Here is a 21814-nt window from a genome sequence, read left to right on the forward strand (position 1 = left end):
TGTGCGGTGTTCCCCGTGCCGATCGCACGCAGGAACGCTTCATTTGCACTCAGGAGACCCTCTATCTTCCCCCGAGCGGCAATATCCCCGAAAACACAAAAGGCGCTGGCGGAATCTCTTCCGTCAGCGCCTTTGCTTTCGATGGCAAGAGTATAGTCCCTTTGTGCAAAAGTGTCAAGGGCTCATGTCAAGGTTTTACGTTTTTCACAACGCAAAGAAAGTTATCACGGCAAAAGTTTGGCAAAACTTTGTTTTCAGCTGCGCACTAGTCATTCTTTTCCGCTTCTGTGTCGTTTTCCGCTTTTTTGCGGCCGGAGCGGTGTCCGCCCTGCATTTCCCAGTGCAGCATCAAGCTCATCATGGCGCGCAGTGCAAAGGTAGCAGCCAACGGCACCACCGACTCCAGATTCTGCAAAAGGAAGGTCTTTGCGATCTCCGCCGACATCAGGAATTCCAGCGCCGTGGTCAGGCCGCTGCTCATCTCGTGGTGGAAATCATGGTGGTCATGGAAGAAGGTCGCCTGCACATAGTGGTAGGTGGCCTTGATAAGACTGGTGACGATGATGAACAGACCGATCACTTCGGCAAGGCCCGCGATCATGGGCACTGCGGTCTCCAGAAAGCCTTCCAGTCCATGGGTAATGCCTGCGTTCAGATGATAAAGCCAGCCCATAGCAGCATCCTCTTACAGCAGCGTCTTGACGTATGCTGCCAGCTCCTCGTCCTTGCAGGAGGCGAAGAACAGCTCGCTGAACTTTGCACCGGCCACAGCGCCCTTCAGCAGGTCCTGATCGATGCTCTTCAGGCACTCGATCAGCGGCTTGAAGGTAGCGGCACGCACGCCGTCCAGGATCTTCTTGTTGCGCTGCTCAGGCTCCACGCGCTCCTTGGGGTAGCCCTGACCGTGGCCGAAGCCGAACAGTTTCTCGAAGCAGTACTCAAGGTTCAGCTCACCGCCCCAGCCGAAGCCCTTGGCAAACGGCATGGCAACGGCGTTGCCGTCGTTCACGTGGGCAAAGGTGTAGGCATCCACAGGGTCCTCCACATGTCCGCAGATCACGCCGGGGAAGCTGTTCAGGGCCAGCATGGCACCCTCGCCGGTGCCGCAGCCGGTGATGACGTAATCGGCTGCGCCGCTGTTCAGCAGGATGGCAGCCAGAATGCCGCACTGCACATAGGTCAGCTGGGCAGCATCGTCGGCAGCGTACATGCCGTAGTTGACCACCTCGTGGCCCATGGGTTCCACTACCTTTTTCAGGGCAGTTTCAATGATGCCGTTCTTTGCGGCCTGACTGTTCTCGTTGATGAGTGCAATTTTCATAGGTTTATGATTCTCCTTCTTATTTTTCTTCCCTGCAGATGCAGGTGTTATACAAAGTCCTCGCGCATGGGGGTAAAGAAGTCCAGCATCACGCCGCCTTCCAGACACACACAGCCGTGCATCACGCCGTCCTGCTTGAGCAGGGTGTCGCCGGGGCCCACCTCGCGGGTCTCGTCGCCGATGGTAAAGCGGTAGCGGCCGGAAACGATGTAGGTGACCTGCGTGTGCGGGTGGCAGTGCATGGCACCCACACCGCCGGTCTCAAAGGTATTTTCCACGCACATCGCATCCTTGCTGTAGGCCAGAATGCGGCGCTTTACGCCCTTGCCGCATACCTCCGGCTCGATCTCGGCATGGGGCACCCATACTGCGTCTTTATGCTGTTTTTCCATTATAACACAACATCCTTTCCCATACAAATACAAAAAGCGGCAGCCAGCAGGCAAAGCCTGCCCGGCTGCCGCCGTGCTCAGTCCTTTGGGAGATCCTCAGCCATTACTGGGGCTGCTTGCCGATGTAAGCCAGAATGCCGCCATCGACGTACAGGATCAGGCCATTGACAAAGTCAGAAGCCTCGGATGCCAGGAAGACAGCAGGTCCGCCCAGATCCTCTGCCTCGCCCCAGCGGCCTGCGGGGGTCTTGGCAACAATGAACTGGTCGAAGGGATGACGGCTGCCGTCGGGCTGGATCTCGCGCAGAGGTGCGGTCTGCGGAGTAGCGATGTAGCCGGGTCCAATGCCGTTGCACTGGATGTTGTATGCGCCGTACTCGGAAGCGATGTTCTTGGTGAGCATCTTCAGGCCGCCCTTGGCTGCAGCGTAGGCGGAGACGGTCTCACGGCCCAGCTCGCTCATCATGGAGCAGATGTTGATGATCTTGCCGCCGCCCTGTGCGATCATGTCGGGGATGATGGCCTTTGCCACGATGAAGGGAGCGTTCAGGTCAACATCGATGACCTGACGGAACTGTGCAGCGCTCATCTCGGTCATGGGGATGCGCTTGATGATACCGGCGTTGTTGACCAGAATGTTGATGTGGCCAACTTCCTCGGTGATCTTTGCCACCATGGCGTTGACGGCATCCTCATCGGTCACGTCGCAGACGTAGCCGTGAGCCTTGATGCCTGCTTCTGCGTAAGCAGCGATGCCCTTATCCACCAGCTCCTGCTTGATGTCGTTGAACACGATGGTAGCGCCATTGGCTGCCATTGCCTTTGCAATTGCCATGCCAATGCCGTAGGATGCGCCGGTGATCAGCGCGACCTTGCCGGTCAGATCAAAAGATTTGGGAGTGCACTGTGCCATAATAGAGTCCTCCAATCAAATTGTTCCTTTGCGGGGAAGCCCCGTTTTTGCTCTGCAGGACGCTCAAAAAGCCGAACTCTCGATTTTAGCGTCCTTCTTGTATACAGGGTAACATTCTTTTTGGGCTCTGTCAAGGCATTTTCTTCTGCATTTTTGCTGTATTTTTAATTTTCCGGGAAATTTTTTCGTGAAAAGTCGTGCAAAGCTGCAAAAAACCGGTTTTTTCTTGTATACACGGTTTCAGTCATTAGCAGTGCGCACAATTTCGGCGGAAAAATTTGGGCTTGTTGACAAGAGCCATATTAAGCCATCCAGAATATCATCCCAGCTTCTTTTTCTGCTGCCGTGCCACAATGGGCATCAGCAAGGAGGCAGGCAGCAGCTTCTGCGCCGTGGTGCATGCCCGCATAAAGGCCGAGGGCACGATGATGATCCTGCGGTGCATCATGCCGTGCATGGCTTCCTGTACGCAGAACTCCGGCGTGATGCCCTTGAGGGCAAACACCACCCCTGCCCGGTCGTTGAACTCGGTATCCACCGGCCCCGGGCAGAGCGCACACACGTAGACCGGGCTGTGCAGCTCCTGCAGCTCCCGGGCAACGCCCCGGGTCAGGCTGACCACATAGGCCTTGCTGGCATAGTAGCCCGCCATATAGGGCCCGCCGGGCAGCAGCCCCGCCGAGGATGCCACGTTCAGGATGGTGCCGCCGCCTGCCGCGTGCATCCTGCGCACTGCAAAGCGGAACAGCCGCGCCATGGCTTCCACATTCACCCGGATCATTTCCTCTTCCCGGGCGTCGTCGGTCTCCAGATAGCTGCCGCACACGCCAAAGCCCGCGTTGTTGATAAAGATATCAATGGTCTCCCCCTCCAGCTCCTTGAAAAGGCGCTGGCAGTCCTCTTCCTTTGCAAGATCGGCAGGCAGGATGCGGCAGGGCGTGCCCAGTTTTGCGGCCAGCGCTTCCAGCCGGTCGGTGCGGCGGGCAGTCAGGATGAGCCGGCAGCCCAGCTTTGCATAGCGGCGTGCAAACTCCTGCCCGATGCCGGAGCTTGCGCCAGTGATCCAGATGGTCTTTTGCATGGTGATTTTCCTTTTTCCTCTCGCCCCCAGAGCGGGGGCTTTCTGTACTTATTGCCCCTATTTTAACACAGTTTGACCGCATTTTCTATGCAATTTTCGTAAACTATAAAAAGAGTGTCCGGAACGCCTGCGGCATCCCGGACACTCTCATAGATTTTATTTCAACAGGTTGTCGTTCTCGAAGTAATCGATGCGCATGGACTTGCGCACCTCGGCCAGCGTGGCGGCGGCAGTCTTTTCCGCGTAGGCGCTGCCCTCCTTCAGGATCTCCACCACCTCGGGCAGGCGCTGCTCCCACTCCTTGCGGCGGGTGCGGATGGGCTCCAGCTCGGCCTGCATGACGCTGTTCAGGAACTTTTTCACCTTCACGTCGCCCAGACCGCCGCGCTGGTAGTGCGCCTTCACCTCGTCGAGGTTCTGGTATTCCGGCCAGAACTCTGCAAAGTGCTCCGGACGGCAGAAGGCGTCCAGATAGATGAACACCGGGTTGCCCTCCACCTTGCCGGGGTCCTGCACACGCAGGTGGTTGGGGTCGGTGTACATGGACATGACCTTCTTTTTGATGTCCTCCGGTTCCTCGGACAGGTAGATGCAGTTGCCAAGGCTCTTGCTCATCTTGGCCTTGCCGTCGGTGCCGGGCAGACGCAGGCAGGCGGCGTTCTGGGGCAGCACGATCTCCGGCTCGGTCAGGGTATCGCCGTAAACGGCGTTGAATTTGCGCACGATCTCGCAGCACTGCTCGATCATGGGCTTCTGGTCCTCACCGGCAGGCACGGTGGTGGCGTGGAAAGCGGTGATGTCCGCCGCCTGACTGATGGGGTAGCAGAAGAAGCCCACCGGGATGCTGGTCTCAAAGTTGCGCATATGGATCTCGCTCTTGACGGTGGGGTTGCGCTGCAGGCGGCTCACGGTGACGAGGTTCATATAGTAGAAGCTCAGCTCAGTCAATTCCGGCACCATGGACTGGATGAAAATATGGGTCTTGGCGGGGTCGATGCCGCAGGCCAGATAATCCAGCGCCACCTGCAGGATGTTCTGGCGCACCTTTTCCGGGTTGTCGGCGTTATCGGTCAGGGCCTGTGCATCGGCGATCATAACGTAAATCTCATCGTACTCGCCGGAGTTCTGCAGGCGCACCCGCTCCTTCAGGGAACCGACATAATGGCCCACATGCAGGCGGCCGGTGGGGCGGTCGCCGGTCAGAATGATTTTTTTCATGATGTTCTCCTTTTTCAAAGGGCAAACTCCCCCAGTCACGGCTTACGCCGTGCCAGCCCCCTCGGAGATGGGGCCTTTGGCAGTGCGGCCAAGTTTCCGGTTTTGCCAAAGCCTCCCTCAATGAGAAAGACTTCCCCCGGCCGGGGGAAGATGTCACGCAAGTGACAAAAGGGGGAGCAGTGGCATTGCCGTAGGCAATGACGGAAGGAGTTTCCTCCTGTTTCGCTTATTATTTTAAGTATATCCCGCCTCGCATTTTCTGTCAACAAAAGCGACCGGAGAAAAAGAAAAAAGCGATGGAAAACTTCCATCGCTTTGCTGGCGCCTCTTGCCTGACTCGAACAGGCGACACCCTGATTAACAGTCAGGTGCTCTAACCGACTGAGCTAAAGAGGCATCTATATAAAACGGCACATGACCGTTTTACTACTATAAAATGGTGACCCGTACCGGAATCGAACCGATGTTAAAGGCGTGAGAGGCCTCTGTCTTAACCGCTTGACCAACGGGCCATACGTCCATTTTGCATCGGGTGTTCGCTCCCGACTTGGCTATTTTAGCATAGCACGCCTGCTTTGTCAACACAAAAATTCAATTTTTTCAAAAAATCTCCCGCACCCGGGCCGCGCCGGTGTGGAACAGGCCCAGCGCCAGCCCCAGATATACGCCGATCACCGTATCGTTCTGGTCAAATTCCATCTGCTGGCGCTGCGGCAGGCCGGCCAGTGTACCCTTGTATACGCACCGCAGCTCTTCCAGCCGGGTGTAGTCGTTCGGGTGCATCAGGGTGCTGTGCTTGGGCAGCTCCATGGCACCGCTCTTTTCCAGCACCTCGCTGACGAACTGGGAGCAGAAATAGTGCCGGCGGCGCTTCCAGCGGATATGCATCCCGCAGAGCGCAAGACCGATAACGTTGAACTGGTAAAGTCTGCCGTGGGCCATCATGTGCTCGGCACGGCGGCGGGCACGGGTGTAGGCTTCATCGCTCACATCCAGCGCATACAGTGCGCAGGGCACGTTCTCCCGCAGACGGAACACGCCCCGGTTCAGGTATTCCCTGCTGGGCCCTGCCGGGAACATGGTATAGCCGTTTTTGCGGGTAGAGCTGTACAGGCAGCTCAGGTCTTCGTCAAAAGCCAGCGAAGCGTGGGTATAATTTGCACCGGTAACGGCGTAAACGAGGTTTGAAAGCAGCGTACCCGACCGGGTGAGCAGGATGTAAATGGTCTTCATGATCTTTTTCCTTTTTATATGCAGCACACAGAAAAAGCGGGGCTGTCCTTTTGTCAGACACAGTATACCACAGGCAAAACTTCTTTGCCATGAAAATCGTCAAAATCTCGTAAATTTTGCACAAATCGGGCTGTGGATTCTGTTTTGCTCTTCCCCGCCGCGCCGTTTTGTGGGAAGGGCCGTTTTTGCGCTCGGTTTTTTCATGCATCCCGCCATGCATCCCGGATCGTCAAAATTTTATCAAAAAATTGTTTTCCCGCTGTTCCACCTTATTTTTTCAGGTCTCGCCCCCTGCTTTTGTTTCCTGAAATTGTTTCAGGCAGATAAATTTCTTAATGAAATTTGTTTCTTTTCTGCAAATAGTACGGTTTATTTATTGATTTTGCAAGGCTTTTATGTATAATGGTAAACAGGAGAATTTGCATTTACAAACTGCAAGCCTTCTGCGCAGCGCCCGGCCCGCCGGGAAACGCTGTGCCCTATACAGGACGTATGGATCAAACGAAAGTAGAGGTATAGCGAATATGGCAAAGTTGGATCTTACCAAGTATGGCATTACCGGCACGACTGAGATCGTGTACAACCCCTCCTACGAGCAGCTGTTCGAGGAAGAGACCAAGCCCGGTCTGGAAGGCTACGAAAAGGGCCAGGTCAGCGAGCTGGGTGCTGTGAACGTTATGACCGGCATCTACACCGGCCGTTCTCCCAAGGACAAGTTCATCGTTATGGACGAGAACTCCAAGGACACCGTGTGGTGGACTTCCGACGAGTACAAGAACGACAACCACCCCGCTTCTCAGGAAGCATGGGCTGCTGTGAAGGCCATCGCTCAGAAGGAGCTGTCCAACAAGCGCCTGTACGTGGTGGATGCATTCTGCGGTGCCAACAAGGATACCCGCATGGCCATCCGCTTTGTCATGGAAGTTGCATGGCAGGCACACTTCGTCACCAACATGTTCATCAAGCCCACCGCTGAGGAGCTGGAGAACTTTGAGCCCGACTTCGTTGTCTACAACGCATCCAAGGCCAAGGTTGAGAACTACAAGGAGCTGGGCCTGAACTCTGAGACTGCTGTTGTGTTCAACATCACCAGCAAGGAGCAGGTCATCGTGAACACCTGGTACGGCGGCGAGATGAAGAAGGGCATGTTCTCCATGATGAACTACTTCCTGCCGCTGAAGGGCATGGCTTCCATGCACTGCTCTGCCAACACCGACCTGAACGGCGAGAACACCGCTATCTTCTTCGGTCTGTCTGGCACCGGCAAGACCACCCTGTCCACCGATCCCAAGCGTCTGCTGATCGGCGATGACGAGCACGGCTGGGACGACAACGGCGTGTTCAACTTCGAGGGCGGCTGCTACGCAAAGGTCATCAACCTGGATAAGGACTCCGAGCCCGATATCTACAACGCCATCAAGCGCAACGCTCTGCTGGAGAACGTCTCTCTGGATGCCGAGGGCCACATCGATTTCGCTGATAAGAGCGTTACCGAGAACACCCGTGTGTCCTACCCCATCAACCACATCAAGAACATCGTCCGCCCCATTTCTTCTGCACCCGCTGCAAAGAACGTCATCTTCCTGTCTGCTGACGCATTCGGCGTTCTGCCCCCGGTCTCCATCCTGAGCCCCGAGCAGACCCAGTACTACTTCCTGTCCGGCTTCACTGCAAAGCTGGCAGGCACCGAGCGCGGCATCACCGAGCCCACCCCCACCTTCTCTGCATGCTTCGGCCAGGCCTTCCTGGAGCTGCACCCCACCAAGTATGCTGAGGAGCTGGTCAAGAAGATGCAGAAGAGCGGTGCCAAGGCTTATCTGGTCAACACCGGCTGGAACGGCACCGGCAAGCGCATCTCCATTAAGGATACCCGCGGCATCATCGATGCCATCCTGAACGGCGACATCAACAATGTGCCCACCAAGAAGATCCCCTACTTCGACTTCGAGGTTCCCACCGTGCTGAACGGCGTGGACACCGGCATTCTGGATCCTCGCGACACCTATGCTGACGCTTCCCAGTGGGAAGAGAAGGCCAAGGATCTGGCAAGCCGCTTCATCAAGAACTTCAAGAAGTACGAGGGCAACGAGCACGGCAAGGCTCTGGTCTCTGCCGGCCCCCAGCTGTAAGCTGATTTCCGCCTGATACTGAAGCGATAAAAAAGGACGTGTTCCCGCAAGGGAGCACGTCCTTTTTGTTCTGCAGACCGGCAGGTAAACGTTCCGTCGGTTGTATTTTCCACATTCCTGTGTTATCCTGTGGAAAAGGATGTGAGCAGAATGGATGCAAAAGAATTTGGTGCATTCCTTGCACAAGTGCGCCGGGAGCGGAACATGACGCAGGCCGAACTGGCTCAGCAGCTTCACGTTACGGATAAAGCCGTCAGCCGCTGGGAACGCGGCATCGGGCTGCCAGACATCAACACGCTGGAGCCGCTGGCCGATGTGCTGGGCCTGACCCTCGCTGACCTGATGCACTGTCATGACTCCCGTCAAAAAGATGACACTCCTCCCGTTCCTCTGGAAGATTTTTTCACCATGCTGCGCCGCCAGCACACTGTAGACTGGCATTCTGTGCGTACTGCTCTTCTTGCATTAAGCATTGCACTTGCCCTGTGGGGAATTTTTGCCTGTCCAGGCAGATTAGCTGTGCACTGGCGGACTCTCAGCGATGGTTCGCTTCAGGCCGACGGCTGGATATCCTCCCTGGTCATTTTTCCATTGTTTGCCGGATTTGAATTTCTATCTCTTGAGCTCTGGAACAATTTTGAGCAAACCGGTTACTACCGGCGCTGGGGTGAGGTGAATCTTTTTATCATTCATGCCATGTCTTTCGGCACGCCTCTTACCCGTCTGATGCGGCTCGTGCTGGATCTTCTGTTCTTTTTCTGTTTTGGATTTCTGCTTCCATGCTGCGAAGCATGGCTGATCCTTTTGAATTAAATGTCACTTCCCTCTCCGACCCCATCCGTGAAAAAGCAAAAGAGCAAAGCCCGCAGGCTTTGCTCTTTTGCATAAGGATCCATCATTTTTCGCTGCTATGCCCAGAGCACAGCGGAGGGCATTCCCCATCGTTTTTTACTTTGCAGCGTCGAACTCTGCCTCGATCTCTGCCGAGGGTGCCGGGGTGAGCAGGCTGACCACCACGCACACCACCAGAGAAGTCAGGAAGGCGGGCAGTAGCTCGTAGATGCCAAACACGCCGCCCAGCGGGCTGATGATGTACTTCCATACAAAGACCATCAGGCCGCCGGAGAGCATACCGGCCAGTGCGCCCTGCCAGTTGCAGCGCTTCCAGAACAGGGAGCACAGCACCACTGCGCCAAAGGAGCCGCCAAAGCCAGCCCATGCAAAGCTGACGATGCCGAACACGCTGGAGTTGGGGTCGCGGGCCAGCACCACGCCCACCACGCTGATGCAGATGATGGTCAGGCGGGCAGCGAACAGGCTCTGCTTCTCGGTCAGCTTCATGTGGCCGAACTCCTGCAGGATGTTCTGGGATACGCTGGAGGCCGCTGCCAGCATCTGGCTGTCGGCGGTGGACATGGTAGCGGCAAGGATGCCGGCAAGGATCAGGCCTGCCAGAATGGCTGCCAGCACGCCGTGCTGGGCGATCAGGCTGGCCACGCGCACGATCAGGGTCTCGCTGGAAGAGCCGCTCAGGAACTCCAGCGCGCCCGCCTTGGTCATGCCCAGACCCACCATGCCGATGACGATGGAAGCGGTCATGGCAATGACCACCCACACGCTTGCAATGCGGCGGCTGAGCACCAGCTTCTTTTCGTCCTCAATGGCCATGAAGCGCAGCAGGATGTGGGGCATGCCGAAGTAGCCCAGACCCCATGCCAGCGTGGATACGATGTCCAGCAGACTGTAGGAGGTGGCGGTGTTGTCTGCCGCATTGTGGCTTGCAGCCATGGTCAGGTAGCCGGGCAGGCTGCGGGCGTTGTCCAGAACCACGTCCCAGCCGCCTGCCACGCTGACACCATACATCAGCACTGCGATCAGCGCCATGCTCATGACGATGGACTGGATCAGGTCGGTGGTAGACACCGCGCGGAAGCCGCCCATGATGGTGTAGCCCACAATGACCACAGCGGACAGGATCATGGCCGCCATGTAATCCACGCCAAACAGGCTGTTGAACAGCTTGCCGCAGGCGGCAAAGCCGGAAGCGGTGTACGGGATGAAGAACACGATGATAATGACCGCGCCCAGCGCGTTGAGCAGGTTGCGCTGGTCATGGAACCGCAGGGAAAGGAACTGCGGCACCGTGATGGCATCCAGATTGGCCGAGTAGCGGCGCAGGCGGCGGGCCACGATGAGCCAGTTGAGCCATGTGCCCACAGCAAGGCCGATGGCCGTCCAGCCCGGCGACGCGATGCCGGTGAGATATGCAAGGCCCGGCATACCCATCAGCAGCCAGCTGGACATATCGCTGGCTTCGGCGCTCATAGCCGTGACCAGCGGGCCCATCGTGCGGCCGCCGAGGTAGAAATCGCTGCTGTCCTCGTTGGATTTGCTGTAGACAAAGCCAACCAGCAGCATTCCCACCAGATAGATCACAATGGTGGCAATGATGCAGATATTGATCATTTGATTACCCCTCTCTTTCTTCCCCTCAACGGGAACATATCTTAAATATTACCACAAAAACCTGCATTCCTGCAAGTTTTTCGGGCAATTCAAGGACACAAACTGCTGTTTTTCCGGGTTTTGAACAGAAAAAGCAGTATTTCTGGTGCAAAATCCATCAGAAACACTGCCGTCGTAAATTGATCTCCGCAGCCCGGCGTAAAACCGTATCCGTATTGAACCAAAAAAGCGCCCCCTGCCATGGCCTTGTAAGGGTCAGCAGCGGGTGCTCTTTTTGGTTTATGTCCGTACAAAGAAATCCGGGAACCGTTCCAATATCTTCTGGAAATTCTCACGGTACATGCCAAGGTGATGCTCAAACAGGGCTTCTACATCCACGTCCAGCGGCAGGCCGTCCCGCAGGTAGCCAAAGATCTGCTCGTGCTCTTTCTGCACCGAGGCAATATTTCCCCGGCAAAGGGCCGAGTCCAGATACCGCACACGGTCCATATGGGAAGTAACGTTGTGCATGGCCTCCCAGATGCGGTCGTAGCCGGAATCGTGGTACAAAAGCCTGTGGAAGTCGTTATCCAGCGAGATGAAGAAGTCATCTGCTGCATCCCGATCCAGATAAAGGTCTTCGTTCTGCCGGTTCAGCAGTTCCTGAAATTCGTTCAGCTGTTCCCTTGTCAGCTTTCCGGCCAGCCCGCGCAGCAGCGCCGGTTCCAGAATGCGGCGCATGGCAAAGCCTTCGTTCAGGTATGGAACGCTGATCTTGGACACAATGCTGCCGCGCTGCGGCAGAACATCCACAAGCCACTCGCTTTTCAGCATCATCAGCGCTTCGTGTACCGGTGTGCGGCTCATGGCCAGCTGCTCGCACAGTTCGGCCTCGCTCAGCTGACAGCCCGGCTGCAGCTGCAAGGTCATAATATTTTTGCGCAGCATACGGTAGGCGTAAGCCCGGTTATTTTCGTCCATTCTGCGCACGTCCAGCAGCAGCGGCAATGCGCTGGCCTTTTCTTCTCTCATAGCAGTTCCCTTTTTTGCTTGCCGTAATTTTACCGCAGGGCGCACCGCCCCGCAGACATCTGAAATCATTCTTATTATAAAGCATCCCGCGGCACATGTCAAAAAGAATAAACATCCACCAGCCGAGCTGGTGGTTTTTCCTATGCGGGCATAGCCCTCTATTCTTGACCATGCGTCAAACGCACAAGATAGACATTGTCAGTTGCCAACGAATTATCGGATAGGTTCTTCTGAAATTTTGCAAAGTGCGCTTTTATTGATTTTAAGTCGCTCTACGAGCTTCATAACTCGCAAACTTTAATTAGTACTCATACAATATAGCTTCTACTATTCCAAAATTCTTCGTTTGAGTTTTATTACTCACCGATATAATCTTTATCGAACCACCCGCCTGGCGAGTGGTTTTAGATATACAAAAAGACGCTTTGCGATCTCTCGCGAAGCGTCTTTGCCTTTGATGCTTAAGGTATAGCGTTTTCCGTTATTGCTTTCAATCCGAAAATCGCAACAACTTTTTGCCGCTGTATTTTCTTGTTTTGTAAAGTTATACAAAGTCCTTCCTTGATTTTTGTCAAAATTAAAAGTCACGCGTCCCGATCCATATTCTGTACTTTTTTATTTGCTCTTTGTCATTTTATTTTTGAATAAGTATTACTTCTGCCATTATTCTGCAATAAACTTTCCAAAATCAAGTCCAGAACACTATCCTGTCACGCCCAGTTTTTTCGGCCATAGCGGGTGGTCAGCAGGCAGATCTCCTTTTGAAGCTTCTTTGTCAGCTGGGTCTTTTTCAGCCGCCAGCGCCAGTTCTGGCCCACGGTGGAGGGCTGATTGATGCGGGCAGAATTGTCCAGCCCCAGCCAGTCCTGCATGGGAACGATGCAACTCGCCGCTGCGCTGCGCAAGATCAGTGCGATCATGCTTTTATAGAGCTGCTCTTCCGGGGTGGCGTAGTCGTACAGGTAGTCCCGCACCATGGCGCGCTCGGCATCGGTGACGGTCTGGTACCACGATACCAGCGTCTCGTTGTCATGGGTGCCGGTATAGGCCACGCTGTTCACCGGGTAGTTGTGGGGCAGATAGTCGCTGGCACTGCCGGTGTCGCGGGAGTCAAAGGCAAATTCCAGCACCTTCATGCCGGGGAAACCGCTGTCCCGCACCAGCTGACGCACCGTCTCGCTCATATAACCAAGATCCTCCGCAATGATCTCCCGCTTGCCCAATGCCTGCTCCACGGCACGGAACAGCTCGATGCCGGGGCCTTTCTCCCAGTGGCCCTCTGCCGCGGTCTCGCTGCCGTAGGGGATGGAGAAATACTCATCGAAGCCGCGGAAGTGGTCGATGCGCACCACGTCGTACAGCTCAAAGCAGTACCACAGGCGGGTGATCCACCACTGATAGCCGGTTTCGCGGTGGGCTTCCCAGCGGTAGAGCGGATTGCCCCAGAGCTGACCGGTGGGCGAAAATCCATCCGGAGGAACGCCCGCCACCGCCGTGGGCAGATTTTCCCCGTCCAGCTGGAACAGCCCCGGGTTTGCCCATGCATCCGCCGAATCCAGCGCCACATAGATGGGGATATCGCCGATGATCCGGATGCCTTTGCTGTTGGCGTAGGCTTTCAGCCTGCGCCACTGCTCATCGAACTTGAACTGGAGATACTTGTGGTACTCCACCTCAAAATACAGCTCCCGGCGGTAGTAGTCCATGGCAGGCTGCCAGCGCAGACGGATGTCCTCGGCCCACTCGATCCACGGCTTGCCCTCAAAGCGGTCCTTCACCGCCATGAACAGGGCAAAATCATCCAGCCACCACTTGTTTTTCTCACAGAACGCTGTAAACGCTTCGTTGTGGCCGATGTCGCTGCGGGAGTACGCCAGCCGCAGCAGACGGCCGCGCTCGGTGTACAGGCGGCTGTAGTTGATGTCATCTGCCTTGCGGCCGAAGTTTGCCTTTTTGCACTCGTCGGCCGTCAGCACCCCTTCCTCCACCAGTGCATCCAGACTGATGAAATACGGATTGCCCGCAAAGGCGGAAAAGCTCTGATAGGGGCTGTCGCCGTAGCTGGTAACACCCAGCGGCAGGATCTGCCAGTAGGTCTGCCCGGCTTCCTTGAGCCAGTCCACAAAGTCGTACGCCTCCTGCGAGAAGCAGCCGATGCCGTAAGGGGACGGCAGACTGCTGATGGGCAGCAAAATGCCTGCACTTCTCTGCATCTTCGTTTACCTTCCTTTATAACTCGATCAAAATACCTGCATGGTCCGATACCTGCGGCTCCCGCAGGCCGTTGAACACGACCCGGCTGCTTTTTACGGGCACCGCTTTGGAGCACCAGATCTGGTCGATGCGCTTTTTTGCCGCCGCGTCCGGGGCATCCCTCCAGCCATCAATGGCCTGCACAACGGTGTAGCCCTCGTCCCGCTCCTGCGCCAGACGATAGGTGTCCTGCCAGCCGCTGCGGAGGACAAGGTCGTAGCCCTCCCCCCGCACATCCGCTTCGCTGTTGAAGTCGCCCAGCAGAAAGGCGGTCTTTTTTGCGCCAGCCGCCCGCGACAGCGTTTCCCACTGGGCAGCGAACGGCTCCACTTCGTCCTTCCACCAGCCCAGATGCACCGTATAATACCAGACATCTCCTGCACAGATGCCCAGTGTGCGGCGGGTCTTCCAGTTGCTGTAATCGTTTGTTTTGCTCAGCAGCAGGTTTTCGGCGGCGGTGATGGGCGCACGGCTGAACACCGCCGCGCCCTCATCGTAAATATCGTAGCCGACCTTTGCCGGGAGCCAGCTCCAGTAGTAGTGCACGCCCCGCTCTTCCAGCATCCGGGCCACCGCTGCGGCGTGGTTGTCCGCTTTCAGCGGCACCCTATTGCCAGGGCAGGAATAGTACCCCGCCGGAGCGTCCCCCAGCAGCGGAGCGGCGGCGGTCTGGTTCACCTCCTGCAGGGCGAACACCTCCGGCTGCTCCGCTGCGATGAATTTTACAAAGATCTCCCGCTTGGCCTCATAGTCCGGCTCGATGAGGCTGTGGGTATTCAAAGTCAGCAGTTTCATAGTTTTTTACAGAATATCGTTGATATCAGATTTCAGAACGTCTGCCTTGGGGCCGTACACAGCCTGAATGCCGTCGCCCTTCACCAGCAGGCTCAGGGCACCCTCAGCCTTCCATGCGGCAAGGTCGGCCACCTTGGCGGGGTCTTTCACGGTAACGCGCAGACGGGTCATGCAGGCATCCACCAGCACGATGTTCTCACGGCCGCCCAGCAGGGCGATGATGCGCTCGGCCTGACCGTTGTCGGCCTTTTTGTCGGCCTTCTTCTCGGTCTTTGCGTCGGCAGCGGAATCGTCCGCGTTGTCATCGGTGTAGTTGCCCAGACGGCCCGGCGTTGCCAGATTGAGCTTGCCGATTATGAAGTAAGCCACAACGTAGCCGATGGCAAAGAATGCGATCACGCAGATCACAAAGTTGATGATATCGCCGCCCAGACCGGCCTGCAGGGACATGGGGATGCGGGTGATGAATTCCAGATTGCCGAAGGAGTGCAGGCGCAGATGGATGATGCCTGCCATGGCGAAAGCACAGCCCTGCAACAGTGCGTACACGATGTACAGCGGCATGGCGCAGAACATGAACATGAATTCCAGCGGCTCGGTGACACCGGTCAGGAACACGGCCAGTGCGGTGGAAATGAACATGGACTTATAGTTTGCGCGCTTGTCGGCATCCGCACGGCGGTACATGGCCAGTGCAATGCCCAGCAGCAGACCGGTAGCACCGATCATCTGGCCTACCTTGAAGCGGGCGGGGGTAACGGTAGCCAGCAGGTTGTTGTAAGCAGCCATGTCACCGGCCTTCTTGAAGTTGATGAGGTCGTTGGCCCATGCCAGCCACAGCGGGTCCTGACCAAATACCTGACTGCCTGCATTGACGCCGGTGGCGATGGTGTAGGTGCCGCCGAAGGAGGTGTAGTTCATGGGGATGGTCAGCATGTGGTGCAGACCGAAGGGCAGCAGCAGACGCTCCAGCGTGCCATAGATGAACGGAGCCAGAACGGGAGAGGTCTCGGAAGAGTTGGCGATCCAGATGCCGAAGTTGTTGATGCCGGTCTGGACGACAGGCCAGAACAGCGACAGCACGATGGAAATGACCACCGAGTAGGCAATGACCACCATGGGCACGAAGCGCTTGCCGTTGAAGAAAGCCAGTGCATCCGGCAGCTTGCGGAAGTTATAGTATTTATTGTAAGCCACACCGCCCACAAAGCCGGCAATGATACCCACAAACACGCCCATGTTCAGGGCCGGAGCACCCAGAACGGAGGTAAAGTAGCCGTTGACGGCAATCTCCTGCCCGAACAGGGTGTGGGTCACGGCATTGGGGTCTGCCAGCATGGCGCTGGTAACGCCGAAGATGTTGCCGGTGATCACATTGATGAGGGCAAATGCCAGCACTGCCGCGAAGGCACCGCCGGCACGCTCCTTTGCCCAGCTGCCGCCGATGGCCACGGCGAACAGGATGTGCAGGTTGTTGATGACTGCCCAGCCGATGTTCTCCATGGTGGTGCCAATGGTCATGACTGCTGCGATGTCGCCGCCGCCCATCTGCACCAGCTTGCCCAGACTGATCATCAGACCAGCAGCGGGCATGACGGCGATGACCGTCATCAGCACCTTGCCCAGCTTTTGTAAAAAGTCGAAGTTGATGAGCCCCTTTTTGCCCGGAGCCGCTTTTGTTGTTGCCATGATGTTCCTCCTTATTCTTTTTTGCATTGTTTTGCGCAATCATTGCATTAGGTTTGCGTAACTTTACGCAACAAGAACAATCCAACTCTGCAATTTTTACAAGAGTTTTTATGTCAAAAATAAACTTTCTACGTTTTCTACAATCGAGCAAAGGATTATTTGTGAAAATTGTCGAAGGTACGCAGAGCGACGCATTGCACGATTTGCGCAACTCTTTGCGCAAATATTGACATTGCGTGCAAACGGCTTTACAATAGAACCACTATATCAGGGAGGAACAGATCATGGCAGTTACCATCAAGGATGTCGCCGCAGCAGCGGGAGTCTCCCCCTCCACGGTGTCCCGCACCTGCAAGGACAGCCCTTCCATCAGCCGGGACACTAAGGAGCGGGTGCGCCGCATCATGGCACAGCTGGGCTATGAGCCGAACTTTGAAGCCGAACCGGTAGAAGCTTTTTCCAAGACCATCGGCATCATTCTGCCCTCCTCCCAGCGGGATGTCTACGAAAATGCATTCCACCTGGAGATCATCCGCGGCATCGGGCAGTTCTGCAATCAGCGGCGGTATGTGAACACGGTCATCACCGGGCAGGACGATGCCGAGGTGCTGGATGCCATCCAGAGCATGGTGGCCAACGCACAGGCAGATGGGTTTATTTTGCTCTATTCCAAAAAGGACTGTCCTGTGGCGGCTTATCTGCGCAGCGAAGGGCTTCTCCACGTCATTGTGGGCAAGGCAGCACAGTCCGCCAACCAGACCATCTATATCGACAACGACAACGCCCTTGCCGGAGAGGAAGCCGCCGACTACCTTTATGAGATGGGCCACCGCCGCATTGCCTATTTTGGTGTCAGCAATGCCATGCTGTTTTCGGCAGAGCGCAAACGCGGTTACCAGATGTCCCTGCTCAAGCATGGCATCACCCCCCGCGAAGAGGACTGCGTGGAGATCGATGCCCTGAACGATGCTTACGAAGAAACGCTGAAGGCCCTGTTCACCGCGCCGGACCGCCCCACCGCCATGCTGGTCAGCGACGACATCCTTGCCGTGGTGCTGGAACAGTTCTGCGGCAAGCTGGGGCTGCGCGTCCCGAAAGACCTTTCCATCGTGTCCTTCAATAACTCGCTGTTCTCCCGCATCACCAGTCCACAGCTGACCACCGTGGACGTGAACCCCTACCAGCTGGGCATGGAAGCGGCCAGCCAGACCATCAACCACATCGAAAACCCGAATCTTCTGGCAACCAAGATCATCGTGCCGCACCGGCTCATCCAACGGGAGAGCTGCTGCCCGCCGCCGGAGATCTGATGTGCAAAAAACGAGGCCGTTCCCTCTCTTTTCCAGAGAGGCAGAACGGCCTCGTTTTGCTTATTTTTTCCGGTACTCCCGGGGTGTCGTGCCGAAGTGCGCCTTGAACGCCCGGTTAAAATAGGAGAGGTTCTCAAACCCGCACCGGGAAGCGATGGTCAGAACCGTCTCATCCGTGGCCTGCAGCGCTTCGGCGGCGGCGTTGAGCCGGTACTCGTTCAGAAAGGCCACAAAGCTCTGCCCGGTCATCTGCCGGAACCACCGCATGAAGTGGCTGGCACTGAAGGAGCAGACCCCGGCGGCATCGGCGACCCGGAGTTCCTCGGTATAATGGGCCGAAAGCCATTGCAGGAGCGTTTTCAGCCGCTGGGTGTCGGCTGTCTCGGCGGCAAGCCGCTGCCGGCCCTGTGCAAGGAGCAGGGCAAGAAACCGCAGCAATGCCCCCTTGACCTGCAGCTCGTAGCCGGGGAGCTTGGCGCGGTTGGCATCCTCCACCTCCCGCAGGCAGGCGGCGGCCTGCAGATAGCACAAATCGTTCGGGGTCAGCCGCGCAGGCAGCGACAAGCGCCCGCTTTGCAGCGGAAGCAGATATTTCTCGGCACAAAGGTCCTCTGCGCCACCCAGAAGCTCCAGCTCAAAAATGATATTTTCGTATTCCATGCACTGCCCCTCGGCCTGCCGCAGGGCATGGAGAGTGCCGGGCGTAAAAATAAAGATGTCCCCCATGCGGGCCGGGCAGCTCTCAGCGCCCACCTGCACCAGTCCTGTGCCCCGCTTGACAAAGACCAGCTCCATGCTCTCCTGCCAGTGGAGCGCCACCTGCGGAAAGTCCCCCGGAATGGTGCAGGGATACAGATTGAAGGGAAAACGCACGGCACCATGCTGCTTGGTCTCCTGCAAAGATGCCTGATTTTGCATTGTTTCACCTCCCGATGATAGGATTGTACCACAGTCTGCGCTTTTTAGGCAAGATTTTGATTGTTTTATGTGGTATATCTGGAAGTACAGATGTCAAACCTGTTTTCCGTAGCAAAGGAGGATGCATTTATGAGCTTTACCGAAACGTTACAGGATCTCACGGGCAAGCCGCTGGCAGACTGCACGAATCAGGAGCTGTATCTCGCGCTGCTGGAACTCGTCCGGCAGAAGAGCGCCGACCGTGTGCAGCCGGTCACCGGCCGCAAGCTGTACTATATCAGCGCCGAATTTCTCATCGGCAAGCTGCTGTCCAACAACCTCATCAATCTGGGACTGTACGATGAAGCCCGCGATGCACTGGCTGCCGTCGGCAAGAGCCTTTCCGATATCGAAGAGGTGGAGCCGGAACCTTCTCTGGGCAACGGCGGTCTGGGCCGTCTGGCTGCCTGCTTCCTCGACTCTCTGGCAACGCTGAACCTGCCCGGCGACGGCGTGGGCCTGCGGTATCACTTCGGCCTGTTCCATCAGTCCTTTGAGGACGGCGTGCAGAACGAAAAGCCTGACCCGTGGCTCACCGCCCACAGCTGGGCGGAAAAGACCGACATCACCTACCCGGTGGAGCTGGCGGGCAAGGAGTACACTGCCCGGCTGTACAAGCTGGCGGTCACCGGCTACGAGGGCCGCACCAACACCCTGAACCTGTTTGACCTTGACACCATCGATGAGAGCATCGTCCATGACGGCATTGCCTTCGATAAAACTGCCATCGACAAGAACCTGACCCTCTTCCTCTACCCGGACGATTCCGATGAGGCAGGCCGCCGCCTGCGGGTATACCAACAGTACCTGATGGTCTCTGCCGGTGCCCAGCTCATTCTGGCCGAGTGTGCCGCCCGGGGCTGCGATTACCATGATCTGGCCGACTACGCCGCCATCCAGATCAACGACACCCACCCCAGCATGGTCATCCCGGAGCTGATCCGGCTGCTGGGCGAAAAGGGCATCGAATTTGAGGAAGCCGTAAAGATTGTCACAAAGACCTGCGCCTACACCAACCACACCATTCTGGCCGAAGCGCTGGAAAAGTGGCCCCGCGCCTATCTGGATGCCGTGGTGCCCCAGCTGATGCCCATTATCGAAAAGCTGGACGCACTGGCCCGCACCCGCACCAAGGACGAGAGCCTTGCCATCATTGACAAGGACGACCGGGTGCACATGGCCCACATGGACATCCACTTCACCCACTCCACCAACGGCGTGGCGGCGCTGCACACCGAGATTTTGAAAAATTCCGAGCTGCACGGCTTTTACGAGCTGTACCCGGAAAAGTTCAACAACAAAACCAACGGCATCACCTTCCGCCGCTGGCTGTTGGAATGCGACCCCCGCCTGACCGCCGCACTGGAACAGCACATCGGCACCGGCTTCCGCAAGGATGCCGCCGAGCTGGAAAAGCTGCTGGCTTTTGCTGACGACGAAGCTGTGCTGGAGCAGCTGACCGCTGTGAAAAAGGCCAACAAGGAAGCACTGGCAGACTGGCTGCTGCGCACCCAAAAGGTGAGCGTGAACACCGATGCTGTGTTCGATATCCAGTCCAAGCGCCTGCACGAGTACAAGCGCCAGCAGCTGAACCTGCTGTACCTCATCCATCAGTACTACGAGATCAAGGCCGGGCACCTGCCCGCTGCTCCGCTGGTGAGCATCTTCGGTGCCAAGGCGGCACCTGCCTATATCATTGCAAAGGACATCATCCATGCGCTGCTGACCCTGTCCAAGGTCATTGCCGCAGACCCGGAAGTGTCCAAGTGGCTGCAGGTGGTGTTCGTGGAAAACTACAACGTTACCGCCGCCGAAAAGCTCATCCCCGCCTGCGACCTGTCCGAGCAGATCAGCCTTGCCTCCAAGGAAGCTTCCGGCACCGGCAACATGAAGTTCATGCTGAACGGCGCGCTGACGCTGGGCACCATGGACGGTGCCAATGTGGAGATCAGCCAGCAGGTGGGCGAGGAGAACATCTATATCTTCGGCCAGACCTCCGATCAGGTCATCCACCGCTACGCCGTGGGCGACTACGACCCCGCCCAGTGGGTGGAGGGCGATGCCAACATCCGCCGCGCCATCAACTTCCTCACCGGCCCGGAGATGCTGGCCGCCGGTCACGCCGAAAACCTGACCCGCCTGCACAACGAGCTGATCCATAAAGACTGGTTCCAGACCCTGCCGGACTTCAATGCCTACGTTGTGCGCAAGGGGCAGGCCCTCAGCGATTACGCCTGCGACCCGAAGGGCTGGCGGCGCAAGTGTCTGGTGAATATTGCCAAAGCGGGCATGTTCTCCTCCGACCGCACTATTGCCGAGTACGACCGCGACATCTGGCATCTGGGCGAATAGTTTATTATCGCAATTTTATTGATCTTCTGCCGCAGGACGAGATCTATCTAACCATGGGCACCGCATTTGGAGCTGCTCTATGAGCCGGGCGCAGATGAACACAAATAAAAGACGGGGTGCTGCACAAATGCACAGCACCCCGTCTTTTACTTACCTTTGTAGAGGACGAAGGATGGCACCGTGCGGCAGAGCGATACAGTGAATTTCTGCGCCGTCACGAGGGACAGCGCATCCTCTTTCTGGAATTGGGCGTTGGCTACAACACCCCAGTCATCATCAAATATCCATTCTGGCGGATGACCGCCAAAAATCCAAACGCATTCTACGCCTGCATCAACCAAAATTAGGCAGTTTGCCCGCCGGAAGTTCAGCGGCAGTCTGTCTGCATCCATGCAGATATTGGCGCAGTTACCCGCCGAAGGCGAACCGACCATCTCTACGACTGCTCTGCTGGAACTTCTGAAGAATGCAGACCCCGAAGTAAAGGCGCAGCTCCGTCTGGCTCTGCTGACCTGATGCAAAATTTACCACGCATTTCAAAGTAATTCCAGCCCATGCAGAGGATTCCTATGAAAACACCAACCGTGCAAAAACCGTGCGTTGATCGTGCAAGCCCCGATTTTTCGGGGTTACATAACAAAAAAGAACGCCAAATCTTACGATTTGACGTTCAATATCTGGTGCACCTCCAGGG

At 56.6% G+C, this 21814-nt stretch carries 19 protein-coding genes, 2 tRNA genes and 1 pseudogene; 7 read left to right on the top strand and 15 right to left on the bottom strand.

What is annotated here, in order from left to right; translation table 11 throughout:
• Positions 1-265: 265 nt before the first annotated feature.
• The 9 genes from DW937_RS11575 to DW937_RS11615 form a co-directional block, all read right to left on the bottom strand.
• Positions 266-673 (bottom strand): DUF1622 domain-containing protein, encoded by a 408-nt coding sequence (locus DW937_RS11575; RefSeq protein ID WP_120020624.1) that lies wholly within the window; start codon positions 671-673, stop codon positions 266-268.
• A 12-nt stretch (positions 674-685) separates the two neighbouring features.
• On the bottom strand, positions 686-1321 hold the full coding sequence (locus DW937_RS11580; RefSeq protein WP_005938339.1) for an RpiB/LacA/LacB family sugar-phosphate isomerase: 636 nt from the start codon (positions 1319-1321) through the stop codon (positions 686-688).
• Positions 1322-1368: 47 nt separating this feature from the next.
• The gene (locus DW937_RS11585; protein ID WP_005938337.1) at positions 1369-1713 is read right to left on the bottom strand and encodes a cupin domain-containing protein; all 345 of its coding nucleotides are present in this window, start codon (positions 1711-1713) and stop codon (positions 1369-1371) included.
• Positions 1714-1816: 103 nt separating this feature from the next.
• Positions 1817-2626 (bottom strand): gluconate 5-dehydrogenase, encoded by an 810-nt coding sequence (locus DW937_RS11590; protein WP_118528548.1) that lies wholly within the window; start codon positions 2624-2626, stop codon positions 1817-1819.
• Positions 2627-2945: 319 nt separating this feature from the next.
• Positions 2946-3707, bottom strand: a complete 762-nt coding sequence (locus DW937_RS11595) for an SDR family oxidoreductase (protein WP_005938331.1) — start codon at positions 3705-3707, stop codon at positions 2946-2948.
• Positions 3708-3863: 156 nt separating this feature from the next.
• Entirely contained in the window at positions 3864-4925 is a 1062-nt protein-coding gene (trpS, locus tag DW937_RS11600) for a tryptophan--tRNA ligase (RefSeq protein WP_120121009.1), read from the bottom strand.
• A gap of 319 nt (positions 4926-5244) precedes the next feature.
• A tRNA-Asn gene (locus DW937_RS11605) sits at positions 5245-5321 on the bottom strand.
• 41 nt (positions 5322-5362) lie between these two features.
• Positions 5363-5437: transfer RNA gene (locus tag DW937_RS11610), tRNA-Glu, on the bottom strand.
• Positions 5438-5525: 88 nt separating this feature from the next.
• Positions 5526-6158, bottom strand: a complete 633-nt coding sequence (locus DW937_RS11615) for a hypothetical protein (RefSeq protein WP_097777089.1) — start codon at positions 6156-6158, stop codon at positions 5526-5528.
• Here DW937_RS11615 and DW937_RS11620 point away from each other — a divergent pair.
• From DW937_RS11620 to DW937_RS11630, 3 genes are all read left to right on the top strand, one after another.
• Positions 6148-6561 carry a hypothetical protein gene (locus DW937_RS11620; RefSeq protein ID WP_120121002.1) on the top strand — a complete coding sequence of 138 codons (414 nt, stop codon included), beginning with the start codon at positions 6148-6150 and terminating at the stop codon, positions 6559-6561. The genes DW937_RS11615 and DW937_RS11620 overlap by 11 nt on opposite strands.
• Before the next feature lie 121 nt (positions 6562-6682).
• A complete protein-coding gene (gene pckA / locus DW937_RS11625; RefSeq protein WP_005938221.1) occupies positions 6683-8287 on the top strand; it encodes a phosphoenolpyruvate carboxykinase (ATP) in 1605 nt (534 codons plus the stop codon).
• Between the two features lie 150 nt (positions 8288-8437).
• Entirely contained in the window at positions 8438-9100 is a 663-nt protein-coding gene (locus DW937_RS11630) for a helix-turn-helix transcriptional regulator (protein WP_120020623.1), read from the top strand.
• 135 nt (positions 9101-9235) lie between these two features.
• On the opposite strand, the gene DW937_RS11635 is transcribed toward DW937_RS11630, so the two are convergent.
• From DW937_RS11635 to DW937_RS11655, 5 genes are all read right to left on the bottom strand, one after another.
• Complete coding sequence (locus DW937_RS11635; RefSeq protein WP_120121003.1) at positions 9236-10753, bottom strand: sodium/proline symporter; 1518 nt, start codon at positions 10751-10753, stop codon at positions 9236-9238.
• Positions 10754-11032: 279 nt separating this feature from the next.
• On the bottom strand, positions 11033-11764 hold the full coding sequence (locus DW937_RS11640) for a GntR family transcriptional regulator (RefSeq protein WP_158576371.1): 732 nt from the start codon (positions 11762-11764) through the stop codon (positions 11033-11035).
• A gap of 710 nt (positions 11765-12474) precedes the next feature.
• Complete coding sequence (gene malQ, locus DW937_RS11645) at positions 12475-13977, bottom strand: 4-alpha-glucanotransferase (RefSeq protein WP_120121004.1); 1503 nt, start codon at positions 13975-13977, stop codon at positions 12475-12477.
• 16 nt (positions 13978-13993) lie between these two features.
• Positions 13994-14812: an endonuclease/exonuclease/phosphatase family protein gene (locus DW937_RS11650; RefSeq protein WP_120121005.1), complete on the bottom strand. Its 819-nt coding sequence runs from the start codon at positions 14810-14812 to the stop codon at positions 13994-13996.
• Positions 14813-14818: 6 nt separating this feature from the next.
• Positions 14819-16501: a PTS transporter subunit IIBC gene (locus DW937_RS11655; protein WP_120121006.1), complete on the bottom strand. Its 1683-nt coding sequence runs from the start codon at positions 16499-16501 to the stop codon at positions 14819-14821.
• A 284-nt stretch (positions 16502-16785) separates the two neighbouring features.
• On the opposite strand from DW937_RS11655, the gene DW937_RS11660 reads away from it, so the two are divergent.
• Positions 16786-17811 carry a LacI family DNA-binding transcriptional regulator gene (locus DW937_RS11660; protein WP_120121007.1) on the top strand — a complete coding sequence of 342 codons (1026 nt, stop codon included), beginning with the start codon at positions 16786-16788 and terminating at the stop codon, positions 17809-17811.
• A gap of 60 nt (positions 17812-17871) precedes the next feature.
• Here the strand turns inward: DW937_RS11660 and DW937_RS11665 are convergent, their stop codons facing one another.
• A complete protein-coding gene (locus tag DW937_RS11665; RefSeq protein ID WP_120121008.1) occupies positions 17872-18729 on the bottom strand; it encodes an AraC family transcriptional regulator in 858 nt (285 codons plus the stop codon).
• Between the two features lie 129 nt (positions 18730-18858).
• Between DW937_RS11665 and DW937_RS11670 the strand changes: the two genes are divergently transcribed.
• The 3 genes and pseudogenes from DW937_RS11670 (at position 18859) to DW937_RS15435 (ending at position 21636) form a co-directional block, all read left to right on the top strand.
• Positions 18859-21120, top strand: a complete 2262-nt coding sequence (locus tag DW937_RS11670; protein ID WP_120121010.1) for a glycogen/starch/alpha-glucan phosphorylase — start codon at positions 18859-18861, stop codon at positions 21118-21120.
• Between the two features lie 152 nt (positions 21121-21272).
• Positions 21273-21464, top strand: a pseudogene (locus DW937_RS11675) (Sir2 silent information regulator family NAD-dependent deacetylase); the annotation flags it as partial.
• A 46-nt stretch (positions 21465-21510) separates the two neighbouring features.
• Positions 21511-21636, top strand: coding sequence for a hypothetical protein (locus DW937_RS15435; RefSeq protein WP_279221265.1), 126 nt, complete (start codon positions 21511-21513; stop codon positions 21634-21636).
• The last annotated feature ends 178 nt before the right edge of the window (positions 21637-21814 follow it).

This window comes from Faecalibacterium sp. AM43-5AT, from assembly GCF_003603345.1.
Classification (GTDB): Bacteria; Bacillota; Clostridia; order Oscillospirales; family Ruminococcaceae; genus Faecalibacterium; species Faecalibacterium taiwanense.

What these genes read in the sequence shown, in the direction of transcription:
- DW937_RS11575 (WP_120020624.1), bottom strand. Translation starts at nt 673, where the DNA reads ATGGGCTGGCTTTATCATCTGAACGCAGGCATTACCCATGGACTGGAA.
- DW937_RS11580 (WP_005938339.1), bottom strand. Translation starts at nt 1,321, where the DNA reads ATGAAAATTGCACTCATCAACGAGAACAGTCAGGCCGCAAAGAACGGC.
- DW937_RS11585 (WP_005938337.1), bottom strand. Translation starts at nt 1,713, where the DNA reads ATGGAAAAACAGCATAAAGACGCAGTATGGGTGCCCCATGCCGAGATC.
- DW937_RS11590 (WP_118528548.1), bottom strand. Translation starts at nt 2,626, where the DNA reads ATGGCACAGTGCACTCCCAAATCTTTTGATCTGACCGGCAAGGTCGCG.
- DW937_RS11595 (WP_005938331.1), bottom strand. Translation starts at nt 3,707, where the DNA reads ATGCAAAAGACCATCTGGATCACTGGCGCAAGCTCCGGCATCGGGCAG.
- trpS (WP_120121009.1), bottom strand. Translation starts at nt 4,925, where the DNA reads ATGAAAAAAATCATTCTGACCGGCGACCGCCCCACCGGCCGCCTGCAT.
- DW937_RS11620 (WP_120121002.1), top strand. Translation starts at nt 6,148, where the DNA reads ATGGTCTTCATGATCTTTTTCCTTTTTATATGCAGCACACAGAAAAAG.
- DW937_RS11615 (WP_097777089.1), bottom strand. Translation starts at nt 6,158, where the DNA reads ATGAAGACCATTTACATCCTGCTCACCCGGTCGGGTACGCTGCTTTCA.
- pckA (WP_005938221.1), top strand. Translation starts at nt 6,683, where the DNA reads ATGGCAAAGTTGGATCTTACCAAGTATGGCATTACCGGCACGACTGAG.
- DW937_RS11630 (WP_120020623.1), top strand. Translation starts at nt 8,438, where the DNA reads ATGGATGCAAAAGAATTTGGTGCATTCCTTGCACAAGTGCGCCGGGAG.
- DW937_RS11635 (WP_120121003.1), bottom strand. Translation starts at nt 10,753, where the DNA reads ATGATCAATATCTGCATCATTGCCACCATTGTGATCTATCTGGTGGGA.
- DW937_RS11640 (WP_158576371.1), bottom strand. Translation starts at nt 11,764, where the DNA reads ATGAGAGAAGAAAAGGCCAGCGCATTGCCGCTGCTGCTGGACGTGCGC.
- malQ (WP_120121004.1), bottom strand. Translation starts at nt 13,977, where the DNA reads ATGCAGAGAAGTGCAGGCATTTTGCTGCCCATCAGCAGTCTGCCGTCC.
- DW937_RS11650 (WP_120121005.1), bottom strand. Translation starts at nt 14,812, where the DNA reads ATGAAACTGCTGACTTTGAATACCCACAGCCTCATCGAGCCGGACTAT.
- DW937_RS11655 (WP_120121006.1), bottom strand. Translation starts at nt 16,501, where the DNA reads ATGGCAACAACAAAAGCGGCTCCGGGCAAAAAGGGGCTCATCAACTTC.
- DW937_RS11660 (WP_120121007.1), top strand. Translation starts at nt 16,786, where the DNA reads ATGGCAGTTACCATCAAGGATGTCGCCGCAGCAGCGGGAGTCTCCCCC.
- DW937_RS11665 (WP_120121008.1), bottom strand. Translation starts at nt 18,729, where the DNA reads ATGCAAAATCAGGCATCTTTGCAGGAGACCAAGCAGCATGGTGCCGTG.
- DW937_RS11670 (WP_120121010.1), top strand. Translation starts at nt 18,859, where the DNA reads ATGAGCTTTACCGAAACGTTACAGGATCTCACGGGCAAGCCGCTGGCA.
- DW937_RS15435 (WP_279221265.1), top strand. Translation starts at nt 21,511, where the DNA reads ATGCAGATATTGGCGCAGTTACCCGCCGAAGGCGAACCGACCATCTCT.